The 22,085-nt window shown below is 35.2% G+C and carries 32 protein-coding genes; 22 read left to right on the forward strand and 10 right to left on the reverse strand.

Annotated elements, in window-relative coordinates; genetic code table 11:
* From ACFOWA_RS19940 to ACFOWA_RS19955, 4 genes are read left to right on the forward strand one after another with little or no spacing between them, the layout of a single operon-like run.
* Positions 1–234, forward strand: coding sequence for a hypothetical protein (locus ACFOWA_RS19940; protein WP_378988712.1), 234 nt, complete (start codon positions 1–3; stop codon positions 232–234).
* Positions 221–394 carry a hypothetical protein gene (locus ACFOWA_RS19945; RefSeq protein ID WP_378988714.1) on the forward strand — a complete coding sequence of 58 codons (174 nt, stop codon included), beginning with the start codon at positions 221–223 and terminating at the stop codon, positions 392–394. The genes ACFOWA_RS19940 and ACFOWA_RS19945 overlap by 14 nt, the downstream gene beginning before the upstream one ends.
* Positions 394–873: a hypothetical protein gene (locus tag ACFOWA_RS19950; protein WP_378988716.1), complete on the forward strand. Its 480-nt coding sequence runs from the start codon at positions 394–396 to the stop codon at positions 871–873. The genes ACFOWA_RS19945 and ACFOWA_RS19950 overlap by 1 nt, the downstream gene beginning before the upstream one ends.
* Positions 858–1,313, forward strand: a complete 456-nt coding sequence (locus ACFOWA_RS19955; protein ID WP_378988718.1) for a hypothetical protein — start codon at positions 858–860, stop codon at positions 1,311–1,313. The genes ACFOWA_RS19950 and ACFOWA_RS19955 overlap by 16 nt, the downstream gene beginning before the upstream one ends.
* Before the next feature lie 305 nt (positions 1,314–1,618).
* On the opposite strand, the gene ACFOWA_RS19960 is transcribed toward ACFOWA_RS19955, so the two are convergent.
* Positions 1,619–2,005, reverse strand: a complete 387-nt coding sequence (locus ACFOWA_RS19960) for a hypothetical protein (RefSeq protein WP_378988720.1) — start codon at positions 2,003–2,005, stop codon at positions 1,619–1,621.
* Positions 2,006–2,520: 515 nt separating this feature from the next.
* On the opposite strand from ACFOWA_RS19960, the gene ACFOWA_RS19965 reads away from it, so the two are divergent.
* The 5 genes from ACFOWA_RS19965 to ACFOWA_RS19985 all read left to right on the forward strand — a co-directional run bounded on the left by ACFOWA_RS19965 (position 2,521) and on the right by ACFOWA_RS19985 (position 8,126).
* Positions 2,521–2,730 carry a hypothetical protein gene (locus tag ACFOWA_RS19965; protein ID WP_378988722.1) on the forward strand — a complete coding sequence of 70 codons (210 nt, stop codon included), beginning with the start codon at positions 2,521–2,523 and terminating at the stop codon, positions 2,728–2,730.
* Positions 2,731–2,835: 105 nt separating this feature from the next.
* Entirely contained in the window at positions 2,836–3,123 is a 288-nt protein-coding gene (locus tag ACFOWA_RS19970) for a hypothetical protein (RefSeq protein ID WP_378988724.1), read from the forward strand.
* Between the two features lie 3 nt (positions 3,124–3,126).
* Positions 3,127–3,567 (forward strand): hypothetical protein, encoded by a 441-nt coding sequence (locus ACFOWA_RS19975; protein WP_378988726.1) that lies wholly within the window; start codon positions 3,127–3,129, stop codon positions 3,565–3,567.
* Complete coding sequence (locus ACFOWA_RS19980; protein WP_378988728.1) at positions 3,564–3,995, forward strand: hypothetical protein; 432 nt, start codon at positions 3,564–3,566, stop codon at positions 3,993–3,995. The genes ACFOWA_RS19975 and ACFOWA_RS19980 overlap by 4 nt, the downstream gene beginning before the upstream one ends.
* Positions 3,996–3,998: 3 nt before the next feature.
* Complete coding sequence (locus tag ACFOWA_RS19985; RefSeq protein WP_378988730.1) at positions 3,999–8,126, forward strand: tape measure protein; 4,128 nt, start codon at positions 3,999–4,001, stop codon at positions 8,124–8,126.
* Positions 8,127–8,212: 86 nt separating this feature from the next.
* On the opposite strand, the gene ACFOWA_RS19990 is transcribed toward ACFOWA_RS19985, so the two are convergent.
* Positions 8,213–8,791: a DUF4468 domain-containing protein gene (locus tag ACFOWA_RS19990; protein WP_378988732.1), complete on the reverse strand. Its 579-nt coding sequence runs from the start codon at positions 8,789–8,791 to the stop codon at positions 8,213–8,215.
* Positions 8,792–8,838: 47 nt separating this feature from the next.
* The gene (locus tag ACFOWA_RS19995) at positions 8,839–9,204 is read right to left on the reverse strand and encodes a hypothetical protein (RefSeq protein ID WP_378988734.1); all 366 of its coding nucleotides are present in this window, start codon (positions 9,202–9,204) and stop codon (positions 8,839–8,841) included.
* Between the two features lie 158 nt (positions 9,205–9,362).
* On the opposite strand from ACFOWA_RS19995, the gene ACFOWA_RS20000 reads away from it, so the two are divergent.
* Together ACFOWA_RS20000 and ACFOWA_RS20005 are read left to right on the forward strand one after the other, a co-directional pair.
* Entirely contained in the window at positions 9,363–9,554 is a 192-nt protein-coding gene (locus tag ACFOWA_RS20000) for a type II toxin-antitoxin system HicA family toxin (protein WP_378988736.1), read from the forward strand.
* Between the two features lie 106 nt (positions 9,555–9,660).
* Entirely contained in the window at positions 9,661–10,053 is a 393-nt protein-coding gene (locus ACFOWA_RS20005) for a hypothetical protein (RefSeq protein ID WP_378988738.1), read from the forward strand.
* Between the two features lie 80 nt (positions 10,054–10,133).
* On the opposite strand, the gene ACFOWA_RS20010 is transcribed toward ACFOWA_RS20005, so the two are convergent.
* The 3 genes from ACFOWA_RS20010 to ACFOWA_RS20020 form a co-directional block, all read right to left on the reverse strand.
* Positions 10,134–10,913: a hypothetical protein gene (locus ACFOWA_RS20010; RefSeq protein WP_378988740.1), complete on the reverse strand. Its 780-nt coding sequence runs from the start codon at positions 10,911–10,913 to the stop codon at positions 10,134–10,136.
* A gap of 68 nt (positions 10,914–10,981) precedes the next feature.
* Positions 10,982–11,398: a hypothetical protein gene (locus ACFOWA_RS20015; RefSeq protein ID WP_378988742.1), complete on the reverse strand. Its 417-nt coding sequence runs from the start codon at positions 11,396–11,398 to the stop codon at positions 10,982–10,984.
* A gap of 28 nt (positions 11,399–11,426) precedes the next feature.
* Positions 11,427–11,663 (reverse strand): hypothetical protein, encoded by a 237-nt coding sequence (locus tag ACFOWA_RS20020; RefSeq protein ID WP_378988744.1) that lies wholly within the window; start codon positions 11,661–11,663, stop codon positions 11,427–11,429.
* Between the two features lie 114 nt (positions 11,664–11,777).
* Between ACFOWA_RS20020 and ACFOWA_RS20025 the strand changes: the two genes are divergently transcribed.
* From ACFOWA_RS20025 to ACFOWA_RS20060, 8 genes are all read left to right on the forward strand, one after another.
* Positions 11,778–12,074, forward strand: coding sequence for an SH3 beta-barrel fold-containing protein (locus ACFOWA_RS20025; protein ID WP_378988746.1), 297 nt, complete (start codon positions 11,778–11,780; stop codon positions 12,072–12,074).
* 12 nt (positions 12,075–12,086) lie between these two features.
* Positions 12,087–12,323 carry a hypothetical protein gene (locus ACFOWA_RS20030; protein WP_378988748.1) on the forward strand — a complete coding sequence of 79 codons (237 nt, stop codon included), beginning with the start codon at positions 12,087–12,089 and terminating at the stop codon, positions 12,321–12,323.
* Between the two features lie 30 nt (positions 12,324–12,353).
* Positions 12,354–12,905: a hypothetical protein gene (locus tag ACFOWA_RS20035; RefSeq protein ID WP_378988750.1), complete on the forward strand. Its 552-nt coding sequence runs from the start codon at positions 12,354–12,356 to the stop codon at positions 12,903–12,905.
* A gap of 308 nt (positions 12,906–13,213) precedes the next feature.
* Positions 13,214–13,498 (forward strand): hypothetical protein, encoded by a 285-nt coding sequence (locus tag ACFOWA_RS20040; RefSeq protein WP_378988752.1) that lies wholly within the window; start codon positions 13,214–13,216, stop codon positions 13,496–13,498.
* Positions 13,499–13,650: 152 nt separating this feature from the next.
* Positions 13,651–13,881, forward strand: coding sequence for a hypothetical protein (locus ACFOWA_RS20045; RefSeq protein ID WP_378988754.1), 231 nt, complete (start codon positions 13,651–13,653; stop codon positions 13,879–13,881).
* A 191-nt stretch (positions 13,882–14,072) separates the two neighbouring features.
* Complete coding sequence (locus ACFOWA_RS20050) at positions 14,073–14,369, forward strand: hypothetical protein (RefSeq protein WP_378988755.1); 297 nt, start codon at positions 14,073–14,075, stop codon at positions 14,367–14,369.
* Positions 14,370–14,838: 469 nt separating this feature from the next.
* A complete protein-coding gene (locus ACFOWA_RS20055; protein WP_378988757.1) occupies positions 14,839–15,114 on the forward strand; it encodes a hypothetical protein in 276 nt (91 codons plus the stop codon).
* Positions 15,115–15,231: 117 nt separating this feature from the next.
* On the forward strand, positions 15,232–15,519 hold the full coding sequence (locus ACFOWA_RS20060; RefSeq protein ID WP_378988759.1) for a helix-turn-helix domain-containing protein: 288 nt from the start codon (positions 15,232–15,234) through the stop codon (positions 15,517–15,519).
* Between the two features lie 23 nt (positions 15,520–15,542).
* Here ACFOWA_RS20060 and ACFOWA_RS20065 read toward each other — a convergent pair whose 3' ends face one another.
* The 4 genes from ACFOWA_RS20065 to ACFOWA_RS20080 all read right to left on the reverse strand — a co-directional run bounded on the left by ACFOWA_RS20065 (position 15,543) and on the right by ACFOWA_RS20080 (position 18,615).
* Positions 15,543–16,649: a hypothetical protein gene (locus ACFOWA_RS20065; protein ID WP_378988761.1), complete on the reverse strand. Its 1,107-nt coding sequence runs from the start codon at positions 16,647–16,649 to the stop codon at positions 15,543–15,545.
* Positions 16,650–16,690: 41 nt separating this feature from the next.
* Positions 16,691–16,912, reverse strand: a complete 222-nt coding sequence (locus ACFOWA_RS20070) for a hypothetical protein (protein ID WP_378988763.1) — start codon at positions 16,910–16,912, stop codon at positions 16,691–16,693.
* A gap of 514 nt (positions 16,913–17,426) precedes the next feature.
* On the reverse strand, positions 17,427–17,615 hold the full coding sequence (locus tag ACFOWA_RS20075; RefSeq protein WP_378988765.1) for a hypothetical protein: 189 nt from the start codon (positions 17,613–17,615) through the stop codon (positions 17,427–17,429).
* Positions 17,616–17,640: 25 nt separating this feature from the next.
* Positions 17,641–18,615: a hypothetical protein gene (locus tag ACFOWA_RS20080; protein ID WP_378988767.1), complete on the reverse strand. Its 975-nt coding sequence runs from the start codon at positions 18,613–18,615 to the stop codon at positions 17,641–17,643.
* 367 nt (positions 18,616–18,982) lie between these two features.
* Here ACFOWA_RS20080 and ACFOWA_RS20085 point away from each other — a divergent pair, with 367 nt between their 5' ends.
* The 3 genes from ACFOWA_RS20085 to ACFOWA_RS20095 all read left to right on the forward strand — a co-directional run bounded on the left by ACFOWA_RS20085 (position 18,983) and on the right by ACFOWA_RS20095 (position 21,999).
* On the forward strand, positions 18,983–19,585 hold the full coding sequence (locus ACFOWA_RS20085) for a hypothetical protein (protein ID WP_378988769.1): 603 nt from the start codon (positions 18,983–18,985) through the stop codon (positions 19,583–19,585).
* 455 nt (positions 19,586–20,040) lie between these two features.
* Positions 20,041–21,357, forward strand: a complete 1,317-nt coding sequence (gene ahcY / locus ACFOWA_RS20090; protein WP_123206581.1) for an adenosylhomocysteinase — start codon at positions 20,041–20,043, stop codon at positions 21,355–21,357.
* Positions 21,358–21,654: 297 nt separating this feature from the next.
* On the forward strand, positions 21,655–21,999 hold the full coding sequence (locus ACFOWA_RS20095) for a DUF6370 family protein (RefSeq protein ID WP_378988771.1): 345 nt from the start codon (positions 21,655–21,657) through the stop codon (positions 21,997–21,999).
* Positions 22,000–22,085 lie beyond the last annotated feature (86 nt).

Below are 22,085 nucleotides of genomic sequence, written 5' to 3' on the forward strand. Positions count from 1 at the left end.
ATGAACGTAAGAAGAAGAAAATTAGCAGCTATTGACATGGAAATCGAGGCGCTGCATAAACAGGTGACTAATACTAATAATGTTCTTGTTGAGGCTTTAGAATCGACTACAGAAGATTTGACTGCCGCCAATCATGTTATCACGCTTTATTCTGAAATGACACTTCATTTTATTAAAATTATTAAACTAACAAATGAAAAATTAAACATAATTAGAGGTGATGGAAGAGGGTAACAAGCAAGAATTTGGCAGGTTTGAAGATTTACCAGTGAAATCAGAAGTTCAGATAATTGATCAGGAAATTAAAATGGTTAAACGAAACAGGTTTTTAAGTGAGCAGGAAAAAAGTAAACAAATCTGTAAACTTTTGGAAGCTAAAAACGAGTATAAATAATGTCAGGTATAAAAATATTTGAAGGTATGACAACTAACGAACGGCTTAGATTCTCACAAATGGCGGCGCTTAGGTTGAAAGATTTGAATTACGATGTATATCAAGAGTGTATCGATTACAGTAAGCGAAAGATAGATGATCCGGATTTACTGGGGATCATTATGCTTGATATACTTGAGGTTTATGAATTAAAACCAGAAAACTATCCAATAATTCTAGCAACAGCATATTGGTTCATCGCGCCCTTTAAAATACTCTACAAAGAACTCAAGCTAAAAATTGGATTTAGACCAGTCATTCAGAAGGCCATGGGATTCAATAGCCCCGAGAGTGTGAGTATGTTCTCAAACAACTTGGACGTTTACTATAAAAACCCGCGCTTTAAAACGAAGGTACATGAAGTGGGTGAGCGAATAATGAAAGAATTACAGGATTCCGGTTACATGGAAAAAAACAGCACCGAATGGGGAACGGAATAATAAACAGCCTAGAAGATTTGGGAACGGTAGAAATTCGCGTCCAAGTGTACAATGAAATTCCTCATCCAGATTTCATGAGCGATTTTCAGAAAACAGATATGCTCTGTAAGATCAGAAATATCCTTTTAAATCCTAATGATCACTTTAACCATTTTGATAGGTCAGTGGTACAGAATGAGGAGATTACAAAGGTATTCCTAGGTATTGATTTAACAGAAAGGGAGATAGCAAGGTTCTACTATCCTAAGCGAATGGAAGAACGATTGTCAACTCCTATTCAAGAACTTGTGAAGCAAATGGATATGTTGCCAGCAACTGAAAGACACCGCAGCATATTAAGGAATGTTTATGCAATTCTTTTGAATGGCCGAAGCAAGGATTTGAATGAGGTTCTGATTAAAAACTTTCCTGAGTATTATGCTCATACTAGGGAAGGATAGTATTATTTTAAATGAGAGGGGCTTGTTTTAAAATATAAAAGCCCTCGTTTTTGGCGGGGGCTTGCTTTAACAATTATTCTCTAACCAATCCCAAAATTATTTTTTATCGATTTTCATCGTTTCTAAGTTGGTGTTTATATGGAAGCTTGGTATTTCCTTATCTTTTTCTCTTATTACTATGTTTCGAAAACACCCTGGGCATTTCCATTGATCGTGAGAGGCCGTAGTTCTTTTATGTTTACAATTTTTAAATTTCAGAAACGCAATCCAACACTTAGTTTTTACAGGTCGGTAACCACCCATATTTAAGCCGCTACTGATAAAGTGCTTTCGTTAATTTTAGTTTCTTTAGGTAAATCAAATTCTCTCAAAATGCCTTCCACATCAACATGAGCAGATTTACTTAATTCCTTCTTAAAAAACGAATTAGAATTCCATCCTAATGATTTAAGTTCTATCAAAACTTTCTCAATTGGAAGATCCATTAAACTCTCACAAAAATCTGGGATCGTAATTTTAGCCATCATTTCCTTTGCCTCATTAAGACTTTTTCCATAAGCGCTAAGTTTTAATGATGGAATATAAACTATGAAAAAACCATCGTTTTGAAAGTCAATACTTTTAACTTCTCCTCTAATACTTTTATGTTGTTTAGAGTGTTGAATATTTAGGTATTCTTTTGGTTCAAGCATGGTTAATTTTTGTTTATCTTGGGTAACGTAGTTACCAAAGTTATACCATTTATGCTAATTTTAGTAGTGTTTAACTTAGGGATGATAATAGTGATGTTAGTGCCGCTCTTTATAATGATAAAACTATTATTGTCAGCGTTATTGTAATTGTAAAGCGAAACAGAATGTAAAATGAACATCAAATAAAGCTCTTAGTTAAATTATTTACTAATCGGTAAAGTCATGTGCTCAACGAACTTTTTTATTTCCTTATATGGAAAATATTTTAAAAATATTTCGAAAAAGTTTTCAGAAAATAATTTAAATAAATTTTAATACATTACAATTTAATGACATTTTGATTTTATCATTTGGCACACATTACACCTATTTAATGTTTTCGCTGGCTATGTTAAGATACAATTCCAAATTGTTTTCAGCATTTTACCAACCCCCTCAAGTAACCCCCTCACCAACATCATCCCATGCTATAGCGGTATTTTTGATTTAATCATTAACAGAAATACAACAGTAATATGCCATTTATTAAAGGAGAACAACCACTGGGCTCAATACCATTTAAAAAGGGTGAGCCATCGCCAAACCCTCTTGGACGAAGGAAGAACATTAAATCCAGAATCGAGAAATTGATATCTACTAATCTGGATATTATAGAATCTGCAATGGAAACCGCTACACCAGTCGAACGAATTAATATGGTTTTAGGGTTATCCAAATTGATGTAAAAAATTCTAAAATTAGTGTATTGGATTTTTTTAAAGCATAACAAATACTAATCACCGAGACAATTAAATAATTAACACAGTAATATGAATTTAAGACCACATATAATGAAATGGAAAACCCCTGGAGGTACAACCACCGAAGATGCAGTAACCGGATACCCAATTGAAGGCGCACCAGGTGAGGATAAAGAAACCCCTTGCAGATTCCATTTAGATTCTACAAAAGAATTTAAAAATGAAGATGGAACGGTATCAAGGCAAGTTGGTTCTGTTCGTCTTGACGCTAACATTGAATTACCGCTAGTTGGTCAAGCAATTGAAATACCTGGATATTTCTCTGGACCAGTTCGAGGCGTCTATGCCGGTCAATTAAGTTCAAGGTTGGAGGTTTAAGTTATGCTATCAATTAATCCAGATTTTACGATTAAAGATATTGATGATGACATTAACGCATTGATCAATCAAGAAATTGACGGCATAATCGATTCGCTTAAAGAATCTGGAAAGTTTTATGTTGACCGGGCAAGAGCCCAAACTAAAAGCGATGGAGGCTTTTCCAACCTGACATATAACCTCAGAGAATCAATAGGGTATGTTCTTGTTGCCGACCATCAAATAATAGACGTTTACTTTCCTCCAATATCTAATGCTTCAGGAGGAGCAGCCAAAGGAGAAGCATATGCAAGAGAGATAGCCACCTTAGTAGATGATGGCGAGCTTATTTTAATCGTAGTCGCGGGCCTAGAATATGCTGCGTTTGTAGAAGCTACAGAACATGACGTTATCAGCGGTTCATCGATGGCTTTTGAAAAACTATTAAAATCATTATTACTATGAAAACAGGATTAGAAGTGGTTCGTGATATCAGAAGCTTAATGAATATCCCCGAAATCACCAATAACATTTCAGGGAAAATTTATGACTTTTGGTTACCTCAAAATGCTACAGGAGAAAACGTAGCTATTAGTGTTTTGGCAATTGACAATGAAAAGATACAAAGCAGTTTCGTAAATGTTAACATCTACGCTCCCAACTTAAAAATCAATCTAGTTAACAATACTGGAATCGATAATACTCAGCCAAATCTATTGAGATTTGATTTTCTTGCAAATCTTATCATACCTTTTTTAGATTCTCAATTTAAATATGACTTTCACACATGGGTTGATTCTCCGCCCATTCCAATGAGAAATACCGACGGTGGTTGGTTTCTTAATATCAAAGTCAACTACCAACACATACAAAATAATTTTAAAAACATTTAATTAATGGCAAAGCGAGCAAGTGGAAGCAGTTCCTTAAACTGGAGTGTTAAAGTTAGTGTTGATGAGGCTAGAAAAAACATTAAAACTATTCGTCAGGAATTTGACGAAATGATAAAAAAAGCACAGCTGGCATCGAAGGCTTTAACAAGTGGTTTTGATGCCAAACCAATGACCGGTTACCAGCAAGGATTGTTAAACCTCAAATCGGCTTTAGCAACTAGCCAGGAAAACACAGAAAGGTTAAGGCAAGAAAATATTCGCCTTCGTAACGAGTATGAACAAGGAAAGATTTCAGCACAATCTTATCGAACTGAAATAGCGAAAATAAACCTAGAACGTAAGCAAGAAGTTGAAGCAGCTAGGGCAGCAAGAAAAGCCGCTCAAGAAGTTGCCGGTTCTTACAATGAGGCGCAAAAGCGATTAAAAGAATTAGGAACTGAAATTAAGGGTGCTGAAAATGGGTTTAAAAAACTTACTCCAGAGCTCAGGGCGAAAGTTAAGGAGTACAACGAATTAAACGAGGCCCTTAAGAAGTTCGATGAGAAAATGGGTAACCACCAACGCAACGTTGGTAACTATCGTGGCGCAATCAGAGGCGCAAGTGAAGACTTATTATCATTTGCTACTACTTACCTTTCACTTGGTAATGCCTTAACGTACGTTTTCGATAAAACCTTAGCTTTTCAGCGAATTAAAACACCCCTTACTTACATATTAGGTTCTGAAGGTGAAGCGAATAATAAGCTAGCAGAATTAAAGCAACTTGCCGCAGATTTAGGACTTGAATTTTTTACAATAGCAAACTCTTACAAACAGTTTACCGCAGCTGCCCGGGCTTCCAATTTTGATTTAGCGCAATCTGAAAAGATATTCAAATCAGTGACAAAAGCATCTGCAGTCCTTGGTTTATCAAATGAACAACTTGAAGGCTCATTGTTGGCTATTCAGCAAATGATATCGAAAGGAAACGTTCAGGCAGAGGAATTACGTGGCCAGTTATCAGAACGTCTACCAGGAGCGTTTGCCCTTTCGGCGAAAGCAATGGGAGTTACTGAACAAGAACTTAATAAACTACTTAAAACTGGTGATGTCGTTGCCAGCGATTTATTGCCAAAATTAGCACTAGAGCTTGACAAGTCCTATGGAGATAAGGCAGCCGCAGGTGTTGCCGGCTTAAATGCTGAACTGGGTAGATTAACAACAGAACTTTCATCGGCTGCAGGAGATAGCAGCGCTTTAAGCAAAAAATTATTTGAGCCTATAATTATTGGTGCCAGGGAGGCAGTCAAGGAAATTGGTCAAATGTTCCGCGGTTCTTTTGCCGAAAACCTTCGTTATTTTTTTACATTTTCTAATAAAAGTTTGGCAAATCAGCGTTCAGTATATGATTTACGAGATGCAAAGAACAATAATTTAAGCGCTCAAAAAGCGGCCGAGCAGTATTCAACTGAGGGTAAATCGTTGGCTGATTTACGCACTAAATATCAGCAATTAGGCGAGAGCGTTAAAAATGCTGTAGAGGCTCAAGCTAAATTTAAAGCGGATGTAAAAAGTGGTGCAAAAGAAGAAACTAAGGATGCTACAGTCATTGAATATACGGCTATCGCCAATGGAATTATAGCACAACGCAGACGGATTGGCGAAGCATACGCAATATTGAAGCAACAACAAAAAAGCGCAATCAAGGAAGTCAGAGACGAATCATTGACAGCGGTTGCAGATATCAGGAAAAGAATCACAGAATTACAAAAAATGTCTGGCTCAGCTATTGAAGGCAGTGATGTATCTGACAGAATAAAAGCCCTTCAAGATAAGCTTAAAAAGCCATCAAATAAAAAAGTTATTGCTGAAGATGATTCTGCATTTAAAGCACAACGCGCATTACAGGCAAAACTTGATGAAGCAGGCGCAAAAGGTAAACGAGAATCTTTAGATGCAGATGAAAAAGAACTCGCTGATAAAAAAGCATTTTATGAAAATTTAAGAAGATTGGCCAGGGAGCATAATGAAGATGTCGAGAAGTATAATGCTAGTCCTAAAAACTCAGGAAAGAAAAGAAGAATTAAGGTTGATGCTGGAGTTCTCTTGCCTGGAGAATCTGATGCAATAGGCGGAATAACAGACAAGATCGCAGCTAATGAACTTAAAAACTCCCTTGATGACCAGAAAAAGATTTATGAAGATTTTGAGCAGTTTAGAATTACGTTTGGTGAGGAAAAAGCAAAAGAGAGGTTTAAAAACGCTAAAGACCGTTATGGTAACTTAATTGACTTGGACCGTACCTACCTCGAAAAACTTAACGACCTCCAATCTAAACTTACCGGCGATGATAAAGCCAAAGGTGGTGATGGTGGTGGACAGCAAATTGCCAAACAAGCTAAAGTTTTGGAAGATGCCACAAGGGTTGCTGTAGACGAAGAAAATAAAAAAAACCTGGAATTATTAAAGGCTTATCAAAGTTATGCAGATAAAAGGAAGGGTTATCAGGAGGCAGCATTAGCAGAAGCAGCACGGCTTAGAAAGCTTGGAGATGAGGCAGCTGCACAAAATGCTATTAACGAGGGTATTGAGCAGGTAAAACAGCTTGATTCTGAAAATATTAAGAAAATGGCTTCTTACAAGGTGCTTTTCGATTGGGTTGGGAAACGTACTAAAAAGCAGCTATATGAAGCAATAAAAGCTTATGAAGAGGATTTAAAAAACTTTAAAGGTAACGCTCAGGAAAAAGCCAAGGCACAAAAAGAACTTGATAATTTAAAACAGGCAATCAAAACCAATAATATACAGGAACTTCAAGAGGTTGTTTCTCAATTATCTCAGGTTGCCACGATATTCGATAATATCAACGGCAACATTGGAAATATTTCTGAAGTACTTATAAATGCTGCTCAGGCTTATGTCGACATTCAAAAAGGGATTAAGGACATAAAAGATCCAGAAAAATCAACTACTGAAAAAATTGGTGCAGGACTTGGGATTGTCGGTGCAGCTATAAGTGTAGCGAATAGTGTGTTTGGATATTTCAAAGGATTGAAGGCTGCTAAAGAAGCGGCAAAAAAAGCAATGGATGAATATCAGGACGCAGCGATTAAAGGAGAACGAGATTATCAGGCTCTATTGCGAAAACGTCAACTGGATGATGCTCAGAGAGGGAAAACTTCATATAATGCAATCATAAGTCAGCTTGAAGCATTAAAGAAACAATCGCCAGAAATTGAAAAAGCATACAATAAAATATTTTCTGCTTTACAAGGTGAAAGTTATACCAGCGGTGTTGGCTATCAGAATGGTACATGGCTTCGGAAAGCAAAGACGTGGGACATCATGGCCAGCCTTGCAGGATCACAATTTGCCGATTTAGAAAAGCTCTACACTCAAGGCAAATTAAAAGACCAGGCTAAAGCAGACTTTGAATCATTGAAGGCCTTGAGGGATGAGTTGGAACTTGCAGGCATAAGTGTTCAGCAACTTCAGGAACAACTTAACGATTTGCTTACCGGTACAAACGTTAATGGTTTGGCCGATGGATTAAAACAGCTTTTTGAGAACGGTAAATTTGCTGCTCAAGACTTCGCGACAAGTTTTGAGGATATCATGAGGAAATCACTTTCCACCAGTTTCAGTGAGAAAGTTATGAAAGATGCACTTAAGCCTTTTTATGATGAATACGCCGCCTTATTTGTGTCTGGGACACCAACAAACTCACAGATTGATGCCTTGCGCGAAAAGTACAAACAAATTGGTTCTAACTTAGGTCAGCAGTACCAAGAAATGATAGATGCAGCTGGGTTAAATTCAAATGTTACTCCGCCATCTGGTGTGATAGGTACTATAACTAGTGCCGGGCTTACTGAAAATTCTGCGAATCAATTATTAGGGATAGCAAGAGGAACATTTGATAATACCAAAATAACTGCAGTTAATTCGCTAAAAATTGCTACGGATCTGGGTAAGATTTATTTGAGCGCTCTTAATTCTTTTCAAGAACTTCAAGCTATAAACGCCAATACGTTTAGAACAGCTAAAAACACGGATAATGTTGAGGCCCTTTTAATAAATATAGATAAGAACACAAAACCTTCTCCAAATTCAGGTTATCAAAACTTAATAAACAATGGAGTAAAACCGTAGTAATTACTCGCATCTAGTGTACAAAAAAACCTCATTCATTAATTTGAGTGAGGTTTTTTATTTCTAAGATACAGTATAACATTTAATTACCAGTTATCTGAAAGGGATTTCTTGATTTCGTTTAAATAACTGTTCGCCCAAGATGACAAGTTTTCTTGAATTGAATCTTTTAGCGGATAATAAAATCCATCACGATTTGATTTAAAAAATATCGCGTTTATTTCATGCGGTTTGCTTGAATCTGTGTTTTTCAAGTAAATCTCTTTAGCTGGCATAGTTTCCGGCACTTCCATTAATTTAATAAAACGTGGCTGATATTTTATTTTACCATCTTTAAATTGAAATACTATATTGTAAGTGAAAGGGTACTGATGAAACTTAAAGGTTCCTTGGACGTCATTTGTATACCCATTAACTGTAATGCTTTCGCCATCAACAGAGCTAATGACTTGAGAAGGGTTTTTATAAAGGCCGTTCAGGTAGGTGAGCGTTTTGTTATACAAATCAGATTGCTTCAACTTCGGCACTTCCAAAACAACAAAGTTTTTTGTGGAATCCGCAGCGCTGGCAAATCCAAATGGTTTTAACTCCATTTTAGGTGTAGTCTGAGCAAAAGTCGCTGCGGTAATCAATGCAAATGCGAGCGATAGTAGTAAGCGTTTCATGGGTTGAAAATTGGTGCAATAAAAGTAAGGGGAAATTTTCTAATAAATTAATTTTCACTATAAGGACCTAAAAATTTTAGTTTGTCATTTTGGTCATAATTAACTTCGAAATACCTGCCTTCCTCAAAATCATACCTTTCATTCTGATTAGGGGGTACTGCCGCAGCTTTCAAATCCTCAATGACATCGACAGCATAATCATCGACCTCGGCTTGCCTTTCATCAAAAGCATTTTGTTCTTGGTACAAGGATTCAGCAAATTGTATACCTCTTAAGTGCCTATCAGTTGATGTCTGGGTATTCGAAGACTTAAATTCCTCAAGCATTAGTTTCGCATTTTGTAGTCTTATTTCTTGTTCCTTCAGGCTAATGATAGCATAAAAGTAGAGCGAGGCTTGTTCATTGAATTCCATTTCCTAGATTTTGGTTACTGCAATAGTATGTATTTGTTTTTTGTAAACAAAAAACTCAACACCATTCCCAATATAAAAGTATAAAATAGTTTACTTTTTATTTGCAGATAAGTAAACTATTGTTTACCTTTACATCATGATATTTAAAAATAGGAGAAATGAAATGGAGCGAACTTAAACGCAAATTAAAGAAAGAGGGGTTTGTCTTCTTAAGAGAAGCAAAAGGGAGCCACGAGGTATGGCACCACCCAGATAGACTAAACAGTGAAATGATTCTCACTAGCCATGATTCGAAAGAAGTCGGCACAGGTCTAGCACACAAGTTACTAAAACAAGCAGGGTTAAAATAGCCCTGCTTACATTATAGAATTAAGGTTCCCTATAACCTAGAAAATAGAGCGTACGCAACGGATTGCGTAATAAAAGTTAAATGGCCGGAATGGCAGACAGTTGCAGATGTCAAAAATCGAATTTATTGTAGAAAAAACCAAGGATGGTTTTTCTGCATTTGCTTCAAACGAAGATTTACCAATAGGTACATCAGGTGATAATGTCACCGAATTAAAAAATAACATCGTTGATGCGTATAACTCGTATGCAGAAATCAAAGATTTAAAAGAAATCACCATTGAAGATGTGGCCATCAAGTTAGATGTGAAGCAGTTCTTCGACTATTACAAAATCATTAATGCCAGCGCGCTAGGTGCGCGCATTGGTATGGACAAAACATTAATTTCTCAATATGCGAATGGTCACAAAGTGCCAGGGCCAAAACAAGTTGATAGAATACTTGCCGGTATTAGGGAAATTGGTGAAGAACTATCTTCATTGAATCTTACCACCGCTTAAAAGAATTCCTATTATTTAATTATCATATTAAAGCCCTTGCAGATTGTGAGGGCTTTTTGTGTTTGCATAAGGTGAGAGAGTTATTTTAAATTTGGTAATACTTGTTCCTTATAGTGCTTTTCGTGGTGCTGCTTTAAAGTATTTGTATAGCTTTTTGCTAATGCTTTTTGGACCTTTATTTTGTTATACCAGATCCCATGAAAATCAATGTTCATCATTTTCCATCTTGCAGGATGGAAAGAAACGCCAATTTCATAAAATGTCATCAAGTTAAAAATGTTTTCTATCTTGATTAAATATTCTAATATATCGCTATCTACCACGTCCTGTATTAACAGAAGATCTTTTAATGTAGAGTTTGATTCCTGTTTCAAAAATTCTAAGAATTCAGCCCAATTTTTAAAATTGGTATCTACAAATGTTTGTACTGATTGATCTGGATCTGTCTTAGCAACAGCATTTGTAAAAGATTCTAAGTTTAGTTTAGCTTTTGGGTGCCTGTCTAATTCTAATCTATCTTGGATGAAATCCAGATTTATAATTAGTTTGGTAATTCTGTTAGTCACATATAGAGATGACTTAAACTTCTTTTTCTCCTTTGGTATCTGAATATTTATGAAATAGAATATAACCGAGCCGAAAACTGCGTAACAACCTTTGAGATATATGGTGCCTAGACTATAAATAAAAAAAGTAGGTGCTGCAAATCTGACTAGGACGAGTTCTATCAATAAAATTGAACATGAAGCTATTATAAATGCTGTTTTAACGACCCTACTTATTCCTATTAGAGCGGTATAAGTTAAACTTTTTGCTTTAAGTCCTTTCGGCATCGCTCGTTTCTGTTCTGGTTTACTCATTGGTATCTTATTTATAATTAGCTATTTCGACTCCGGCCCTTTACTATAGATATCATCAGCTAATGGTTTCAAAACTTCCCTTTCAATTTCTCAATGTCCTTTTGCTGGTGTTCTAACTCTTTGTTAAGCCTCTCTATAATTTGCCAAGCTCGGTCGAGGTTTTTAGAAAGAACCAAAACCTCAGTAGTCAACTTGTCAATTTTATCGCCAAGTTCGGATATAAGTAGCGGTGTAGGCCTTGTTTTTTGTTCTCCTTTTTGCGGAACGCCAATATTATCAAGCAACCAGTATTTATTCAACTGGTATTTCTGCTCGAGCAGTTTAATTAATGGCGGGCCTATGGGAAACTTACCACTCTCTATACCGCTGATTCTACTTTGAGCAATACTCAAATCTTTCGCTGCGGTAGCGCTATTATTATTGATGAACTTCTTTCTGAAAATTCTAAATCTTTGCGCCTGTCCTAAATCGTATTTATTTGCCATTGTTATTTTTTCTTGTAAATATTGTGGATTACTCTTGCTCCGGCCCCTTACTGTAAATATCATCCGCTAGGTCCTTCAATACTTCCCATGCTTTAGATAAGTCGTCGTCTGTCAGGCGAGCAAAACCATTACCAGATTTCCTTCCTGCTAATTTTGCGCTTAAGTATGTTCTGGCAAACTTATTATCTGGGTACATTTTATCTGCTATACCTGAATTATTAAGTTCTTCTCTTCCAAGCAAATCTTTTAAGTCTTGTTCTTTCATGGGGGCAAAGATAATCAGCTTTTTTTTATGTAAACTACAATTGTAGATTATGACACTACCTTGACATTAATCATGTTATCATAAACTACATTTGTTGTGTACAAAAAAAACATTATGAAATCATTAGTATTTAAAACAGCATGGCAGATTGCCTCAAACTTCGGAACATTTGCTGAAGCTTTAAAACACGCATGGGAATTGATAAAATTAAAATTCGCTATGATGAAAGGTGTAGTAGAATTCTCATACCGAAAGGTTGATGGCTCAATCAGAACTGCAGTAGGAACATTGCAAATGCCGCATGTAAACTATGAGTATAAAGGTAAACCAAGCACTAACAAAACTCTGGCTTACTATGATTTAGAACAGGGAGCATTCAGGTGCTTTAAAATTGAAAACCTAATCTACTAAACCAAAAATATTATGAAAACTCAACCAACCTCATTAGCAAGACCAGTGCAATGCCTATACGGTATTGCGCTTGAGAGAGAGGAACTAAAATTAAAAGCATTAAACGATAGCAAATCAATTTGCTGCGTACCATTTGAGAGTAAGGATCATTATACCTGCATGACCGATGGTGAACTATTAACCACAATTATTGAAGAAAAAAAATATTTAATCATCGCCACCTTATCAACCGGGGGTATGATCTCTTAATCAATCAACTAACCACTTTAAACCAAAATAATGAAAACTCAAAATATAGTAACCGCAGATCCACGTTTTATTGGTGTCGACCACACTTGTTTATTGCCTGGCAAATCACACATTAAATGCGACCACTGGGGCTGCAAAGTGACAGCCAAAAGTCCACAGTATTATCCAGGTTGGAAAAAATTCTTCAACGATCGTGGAACGGAACGCTTTCATATCCATCATAGAGATTTGTCCGGATATACGAAAAAGCAACTTGCTTCGATGCCTAAAGAGGCCAAAGAAGAAAAAGCCTGGTTAACTCCAATACCAGCTGGTTCATGTAATACTCCAAACCTAAACACTGGCTGGATAGTTGAAGCGGTTGGATTCTGGCCAGACCGCAGCATTTATGATGCTAATGAGGTTGAATTTATCAATGTTGAATATCAAACGATTAGGAGCAAACCAGAGGAGGAAATAAGATCCTTAATTGCAAACTCAGAGGTGAACATTAAAAACTTCCACCTACTTTTAAATGATGTGGTGATGGATACCAGAGAAGTGGCAATTTTCGTGGGAAAGGGGGCTAAGAATGGCCAATAATCCAATCATAAAAACACACTGGTCACTCACACATTACAAGTTTGTGAATGAAGTACTAATTCTCCCATCACCAGAGGTAATAAAAATTACCTCGATATCACCTGCTAGTAAGCACAAGTTACTAGCAAATCATGTGTGTGATTTCGACGCACATGATCATTCATTTCGAAAATCCAATTTTGGACTTTCGTTCATTATCAGAGAGTTGCTGTCTAGTTTCAACTTAAATAGTTCTCGCTCAATAATTTTATTGAACCGGCCAGCTATGGGGAAATACCACAGGTCAAAAAATCAAAAAGGAGGCAACGATGAAAACTAGCGAGATACTTAATTATGTTAAAGGAGAACTTGAAGGGCTCGCAAATAGTCTTGAGGTTCTAAAACAAAACCCGCTGGATGAAAGCATTTCTTCATACAAGGATTTAGCTTATGATTTGGCAAGGATTTCTTGCCGGGTAAAATGTGCTATTGCCAACCGTGACGAGAAAGGCATAACCCAAATCAAGTGGCGCCAGCACCAGCGAGAACTTAAGGCTGCTCTCAAGGAACAGAGTGAAATAACAACTGCAATTTTTAATAATGAACATAATTAAGATGAAAACAACATACATATTAACAGCTATATTGCTGATTAGCATTTCATTCTCTTCATGCAAAAAAGAAGAGATTATACCGTGCAAGCCTGCTCCGCAGCTTTTGCCAGTACCGAAAGATAAATTAATAATGTAAATTAGTGAATTGAAATATGAAAAATGAAGAATCAGTGTTAGCCACAGATGAAGATATTAAAATACTTCATTCCAGCGTGGGTGGCGATATTAGCAGAAATTACGTTGTGAGGCTTCTTAAGCGAAAGGGCATACCTATTACTGAAGAAACAATTAATTTAAAAACTCAAGCTTTGTTATTTGGAAGAACACAAAGCAAACTTAAAAAATTTGTAAAGCGCAAAAAAGAAGAATCAACAAAAAACTAATACATTATTGAAATCCCTATGTACGGGATGCAACCAAAAAAAACCTTGTAACTATTTAATTTACAGGGTTTTTATTATTTTGGAGGATGTGCTACGCTTGCCATTCACGAGCGTACATAACAGAATTTAAAAACGATATCATAATGAATGGTTATGCGAACCAGATATTTAATTATTTAAAAAACTAGCCCATGAAAAACGAAATTAATAAAATGCAGCCGATAACAATTATTGCAACCGAAGATTGGTTAGCCCTTCAACAGGAGCTTGCCGAAATGAAGCAAATGATTCAAACATTATTACAAGGGGCAGAAAAGAAAGATATCGTGCACTCTCTTAAACAAGCTGCTGAAATCATGAACCTAAGTTATACATGGATTTTTTCAAACAAACATAAAATAGGTTGCAGCCGAGTGGGGAAAGGATGGGTAATCAGACAAAGCTCCATCGAAAATTATATTAATCAATCTTACCATAAAGATAAATAACATGCTTAAAATTCACATGAAGCAACACAATCAATATGGGATAATCAAATACAACATTCCCGAACGCCAAAATCTAAGTATATTATAGATCAAAATTAAAATCATATGGAAGTATCAATGTCATTATCACAATGCCAAGCCCTTTTGGCTGATGCAGCAGAGTTGGGAGCAAGAAAAGCAATTGATAAGTTGGGACTATCAAAACCAACAATCAGCAAATCTTAGGCTTATAAAATATACGGAGAGGCTTTGATTGACAGGTGGATAAAAGAGGGTTTAATAACCACTCAAAGAGATAGTCCAAACCATACTTGGAGATAGACATTTCCAAACTTGAAGCATTAGCCAAATCATCAAACAAACATTCATTCTTAAAAATTAAATATTAGAGTTAGCACATTTCTGATTGGCTTATCACATAACTACCTTGTAGCATAAATTATAAGGTAGTTTTTAATTAATATATTATATGGAACCAGTAACTTTTATGGATACGACCAGGTTAGAAAAACTTGAGCAGAGCATACTGAATTTAGAAAACCTTGTTAAACAAATTGCCAAGGCGAATAAAATTGAAGACCCTTTAATGACTTCCTTAGAAGTTCAGGAGTACTTAAAAAAGGGAGGCACTTGGGTTGACCATAACAAACATAAAATAGGATGCAGCAGGGTTGGAGGGGAATGGAGGTTTAGAAAAAGCATCGTTGACGCCTTCGTAGATAAACCGTTTTACAAAGACGAATAATCAAGCAAATCTAATATTAATGCTCAATGGCTTTGCCAACAAGTGGTTTAAGTAGTAAACTACCCTTGGCAATATAAATGCAAGCTTTATAATATATTCATCACAAATTAAAAAAATATGGAAAAGTTTAATAGAGTTGATACAGTAGACCTTAAAGAACTGATTACGAAAATTGAAAATATAGAAGGTATGGTAAGCATTCTTTTGACTGAGTCGTACAATAGAAAAAAGCCTTACTTATCGACTAACGAGGTAATGGATATGATGGATGTTAGTTATGCCTGGTTAAAAATAAACAAACATCAAATAGGCAGTAAAGTAGCTGGCAAATTAAAGTTCCTTCGCAAGGATGTTGAAGAATACATTGAACAAGACTATTTCAAAATACCAAAAACCAAAAGATAATTAAGAAGGCTTTTAAAACATAGCTATTGGATATAGGCATTATCGTCATCCACTTTATTTTTATTGCCTAAAAAACCGACTACCATAACATAAATTATAGTTGTGATGACAGCTGGCCACCATGTAATTCTTTCAGTTAAATTCATAAGCCATAATAATGCAGAAACTGATAACACGGTTGAACTTAAAATATCTAGCCTCAAAGGTTTTTCCTTAATCAGCTGCATTAGAAAAAGTCTAACATTAGTAATTAAGATTATGGCTAATAAAATACACCATGTTTTCTCCCAAAACCCATCTACACCATATTTACTTAAATCAAAAAATATAAGCAGAATAGATGACATAAATGCTAATATAAATAGAATGTTGAGTGAATATGAATAGAATTGGTTGAAAGGCTTGGGGCGTTCACTCCGATATACATAAACAAAATTCATGTTTAATACAGTATTGTATGGTATACAAAACGCAGCGCCAGCAATATCCCTTTCAATTGTGTTAACCACAAATCCAAATTCATTTTTCTTTTGTAAAAGGGTCCTCGCTTCAGTTAAAAATATATTTTCTAAGCCATTCGAATCATTAATAGTGTATTGTGATATTATGCCTTTATAGAGTATGTTCTGCCCACCGCAGTTGCAAAGTATATCTGCAATTGTAAATTCGTTTATCCTGTTGCTTTTAGCTCTGTATATTAATGAACCTCCATGTATGTAGTAATGCCAATAATTTTTAAAACGGAAAAAGGATGTTCTTACATGGAGTCTAAATGTAATTACTATCCAGTTGCAAAGAAAACCAGATGTGGCGGAGAAATAATATATTAAAGCAATCAAAGTAAATAAATCTCTATAGGTATTTTCTATGATTTTTTTAGCAGGAAGATTGTTTTTGCTGATAGGATCTATGATTCCATTGAAATTTTCATAATTCAAAGAAGATAGAACTTCTAGACCAGTAATCGCTTTAAATACATAAATTAGGAAAGAGGTATTTAAAATTGATAATCCACTAAAAAATATATTCCATAACAATTTGTCAATATCTTTTGATTGATTAAACTGTTTTGAGAATTCACCTTTGTAGTAACATTTTCTAAATAGAAACCCTGGAAATATTGCGAGCATTATTGCGGCGAGAGCATTAACCGCGACATTAATTTCCACCTTTAGGCTTCAACAAAAAAGGTAATGTCTTCTCCTTTATGATTTAGCGTAACTTTACCTGTCATAGGGTTGTTTAAAATCTTATCAACAATCTGCTCTTTAGTTTGAGCATTATTTAACATATCAGTTGCTTCCTCACTTATTAATGGCTCATCAGTATTGAACTGGTTAATCATATTAGATGCAGCACGATATAGGTTATCGATAAAAGAATCTTTGCTCATGATCAAAATTAATCTAAGTAATTGATTTGGAAATTAAATCAGTTATAGTTCGACATTCGATAAATTTATATTTTCCAATATCATTCCGTTGAATTTGCCAATCGAAGTTAATAAAACATTTAGTTTTAAAAAAGCTATTTAACATTTTTTTACACAAAACACGTTGTTTCTTACACGAAATTAAAATCTATCTATCCTTTAACAGCAATCATTTCAGCTGAATAAATTCGAGAAACTAAATCCTAAGAGATTTAAGAACCATACCTTAAAGTGAATAATTATGCAGAGCATTTTTGCGTTTTCTTATTTAAACAACCAAGAAAAAAATACCAGTATGAATGTTAAAATATGATGGATTGAAGATACTTCTCAATCGGGAGTACATATGTTTGAAAAGAATAAATTTTTCTGTTAACACTTGAGGGGATTTCCAATGTATTCGTTACAGATATTTTTAAAAAAATAAAAGCCCTCGTGTTAAGCGGGGGCTTTAACTATTATATTCTTTTCCCGATTAGTACGCAATTAAATTTCCGTGAATAATAATGTGTTTACCATCCAGTATTCTTTCGATATCTTTTTCTATTTCTGATCTCTTTTGCTCTTCATTTTTACTTTCAGCTGCTCGTATCCTTTCAACCGCTTTAGCATAAAACTCCTTATAGTTAGAGATTTTTTGTTGTCTTTTTAATGTCGGCTTCATAGTTTTCAAATTTAGATATATTTTTTTAAATATTATCATGATGCTTTACTATTGTATTTCCTGATACAAATTTAAAACCTTCATCATCTATAACGGCTAATTTTATAACACCTCCAACAGTTGGAATGTTTTCAGTATATTTCTGAATATCAATTTCCATTTTCATTAAAAGATTTGCTAAGTCAACAGCCTGCTGTAAACTAAGCCCAGTTAATTTGTTTATTTTGGCTTCAGACCACATCTGTTCATTAATTATGCTCTCATCCTCCAAAATTGAACTCCAATAATCTTGCCCAACCTTATTAGCAGGTAGTTTGAAATCCTTAGCTACACGTTGAACAATTTTTGGTATCAGGTCAAAAGCAGCATTAAAATCACCGAATAAAATCCTTTCCGCCATTCGGTTTTGTCCATCGCAGACAACCTTGATATTCTCAGGCATTTCATCAACATCAACAAACTCGAATTCTTCGTCCTCCAAATCCTCTTGACGTGATTGTTTTACCGTTAATTTGTATATGGTAGTTTTATTGGTATTCGGAGCATAAAATGTAACAATAAAAATTGTTTCACTAATTCGTAAGTTCGCGTTTAAAAATTTTTTTACTTCCTGTGTAATAAAATCAATTAGCTGAGAGATTTTATCTCCAATATTCTTTACAGTATTTCTTCCCGTAGGTTTAAATTTTTTTATAGCTTCCTGAATTAGCTTTTTAATCCGTTTATTATTAATGCTTGCAGAACCTGCTGTCGTTATAGCGGTAAACTTATCATACTTGTATAACTTATCTTCGTAATCCTTAGTATAAGACGGCTTGACTTTAAACAATTTTGCTATATCTTTTGCTTCAATCGATACACCTTTACCATTGTTTTTCTTTTGGTCCGATAAATATTTTTGAAAGGTGCCAAAGTCTAGCACCGGCTGTGAGGTTGTAACTAAAGAGTCAGCAATTATAGCTACACCTTCTTTTGCGATAACACTTGCTATGAAAGTCATTATGAGAGGTTAATTTTTTTCTAATCTATAATATCTCTTTCATATTTCCAAATATGAAAATATAACTTTACCGTTCTCCCAATGTAAACTGTTAAAGGTTTTTGACATGGTCATATCGTGTTTAGAGGAAAGATTGATTTGCTGTCTTGTAAAGATTTTTCGCACATCATTCAAGATATAATACTCAAGATATAATACTCCAGTGGATACAATCAAAAACCTGAGATATTTTGCAGAAAGGATATTGTTTTACCCTCATTCCAATAATAAATACCAATACTAAACCATTACCAATGATATCTAATGAGTGCTAAGGTTTCATCTTCCCTAGTAATTTAGGCTTAATTTGCTGGAAAATAGTTTATTTATGGCTTATCCCGCTCAAGGCAGAACGATTATTGATGAAACTAAGCGAATTAACATGGCTTTGTTGATGAAGATGGGAATGGTTGATCCAGGTAAAAAAGTGATATGTCCATTGGAATGGAGTGAAAACTTTAAGGTTGGTGCTAAGCTTGGTATCTATTCGTTAAACCACCGGCTTGCCGGTACTGGTTGTCTTCAACTGGAATATAAGTGCAATGGAGAAGATATTGAGTATAAAATCCCAATAGTTTCGCGCAAATCAAATCTACCGCAGCAATCACTTATTTATTTCTTTGAATGCTCAGTCACTAAAAAGCTATGTAGGAAGTTGTTTTTTAATGGGAGAGTGTTCGTTCATCAATCTCAAATAGATGGATACTACGAATGCCAAACCCTATCAAGGAAAGCAAGGGATTTCGACAGGCTTGTTGGTTACATGTTTGGTCCTAACAATATTGATGAGCAGCTTGCAAAGAAAAACCTTAAACGGTGGTATAACGGACTTCCTACAAAGCGGTATAAAAAGTTGATGATATGGAAAAGACGAATTAGTTTAATGACCAGAGATGAGATAGATGGAATAATCATTAATGGATGTTTGTAGAAGTGCTAACATAAAATCCAGAATACTATAATTAAATGGTGAAGGCAACATGCTAGCTGGTGCAATTATCCAACATCGCTACGCGCGCGCGTAATGCTCACAATTGCTGACATGATTTTAAATAGCTGCGGTATTAACCCATGCGCTAGGTTGTTGACATTCAAGCCGGCACACTCAAGGAAGTCAGAACTTATCAAAACTTATAATTCATGCGGAAATCCATAAATCTGTTAAAACCGTACATGAGTTCGTTTTCCGTTTAATGTTTGCCATTGAAAAGTTATAAAGCATAATGTAAAACAGATTAATTACTAAGCTTTTGATAATGGGTAAACTATTGCGTAATTTTGAGGCTCGAAAACAAAGCACTTTCACAAAAAGTGGGCAAATAGTGGGCAATCGAAATTTAAGCTATTTGTAATCGATTGATTTTTAAACAATTAAATAAAAACAATATGTCATCAGTAGAGACAACTTACATCCCTTACAAAGTTAAGGACATTTCACTGGCAGAATGGGGCCGTAAAGAAATCGAATTAGCCGAAGCAGAAATGCCAGGTTTAATGAGTTTACGTAAAGAATTCGGTCCAACGCAACCGTTAAAAGGTGCTCGTATTGCAGGCTGTCTGCACATGACCATCCAAACAGCGGTATTAATTGAAACATTAACTGCATTAGGTGCCGAAGTTACCTGGTCATCTTGCAATATTTTCTCAACACAAGATCATGCTGCGGCTGCAATTGCTGCTGCTGGTATTCAGGTTTACGCCTGGAAAGGTTTAAACGAGGAAGAATTTGATTGGTGTATCGAACAAACACTTCATTTTGGTCCGGAGCAACAACCATTAAACATGATTTTAGATGATGGTGGCGATTTAACCAATATGGTTTTTGATAAATATCCTGAGCTAATTGCAGCTATTAAAGGTTTATCAGAAGAAACTACAACTGGTGTTCACCGTTTGTACGAAAGAATGAAAAACGGAACATTGCACACACCTGCAATTAATGTTAACGATTCGGTAACTAAATCAAAATTCGATAATAAATATGGTTGTCGTGAATCTTTAGTAGATGCAATCCGTCGTGCTACTGATATTATGATGGCAGGTAAAGTAGCTGTTGTATGTGGTTATGGTGATGTTGGTAAAGGTTCTGCAGAATCATTAAGCTCACAAGGCGTACGTGTTATTGTAACAGAAATCGACCCAATTTGTGCTTTGCAAGCTGCAATGGAAGGTTACGAAGTTAAAAAATTAGCTAATGCTATTAAAGAAGCAGATATTGTAGTAACCACAACTGGTAACTGTAACATCGTTCGCGAAGAGCACTTCAGAGCATTAAAAGATAAAGCGATTGTTTGTAATATCGGTCACTTCGATAACGAAATTGATATGGCCTGGTTAAATGGAAATTATGGTGATACCAAAATCGAAATTAAACCACAGGTTGATAAATACACAATAGAAGGTAAAGATGTTATCGTTTTAGCCGAAGGTCGTTTAGTTAATCTAGGTTGTGCAACGGGTCACCCAAGTTTTGTAATGAGTGCATCGTTTACAAACCAAACTTTAGCTCAATTAGAACTTTGGACAAACACTGCTGCTTACGAAAACAAAGTTTACGTTTTACCTAAGCATTTAGATGAAAAAGTTGCTCGTTTACACTTAGAAAAAATTGGTGTAGAGTTAGATGTTTTAGATCAATACCAAGCTGATTACATCGGCGTTCCGGTAGAAGGTCCTTTTAAATCAGATACTTACAGATATTAAGACCAAATAAGTTAATAGATTTGGAAAAGGGATACGCATTTGTGTATCCCTTTTTTTTTGCGTATCATTTGAGATATATTGGAACATTCTGTTTTATGATTAGCCATTTTATGAAACCTGAATTCAGTATTGCTTCGGGTAAAGCAGTCCTGCTATTCACTACAATCTTTTTGGTTTAAGTATCGAGAGGGAGTTTGATGTTTGTGCGACCAAAAAGGATTTTGTTGCTATCAGGTTTAATTAACTAAATACAGTAATTCTTTTGCTGGTAAAACTTAAATTTGAAAAAAAACATCAATGAAAAATTTAATATTTTCTTTCTTTATCTGCATGTGTGCAATAGCTGGATATGCGCAAACAGTTCCAAGTAAAAAAGCTTCTGCGAAATTAATTTCCAAGCAAATTGTAGAAATTGCCTGTGGCGAGTGTCAGTTCAAAATGAAAGGAAAGGATTGCGAACTAGCTGTTAAAATTGATGGTAAACCATATTTTGTTGATGGGAAAAACATCGATGATTTCGGTGATGCGCATGGCGAACACGGATTCTGTAATGCAATTAGTACGGCAGAAGTAACAGGAGAAATTGTTAACAATCGTTTTAAAGCAAAAGAAATAAAGTTATTGCCTACTATTAAGATATAACTTGTCAAAAAGCTTAGCATCTTATTATAAATAGGTAAATCCACCTTTCCTTAAATTAGCAGACTAGCTCAAGTTTTCTTAAATGT

The organism is Pedobacter lithocola (assembly GCF_042650845.1).
Classification (GTDB): Bacteria; Bacteroidota; Bacteroidia; order Sphingobacteriales; family Sphingobacteriaceae; genus Pedobacter; species Pedobacter lithocola.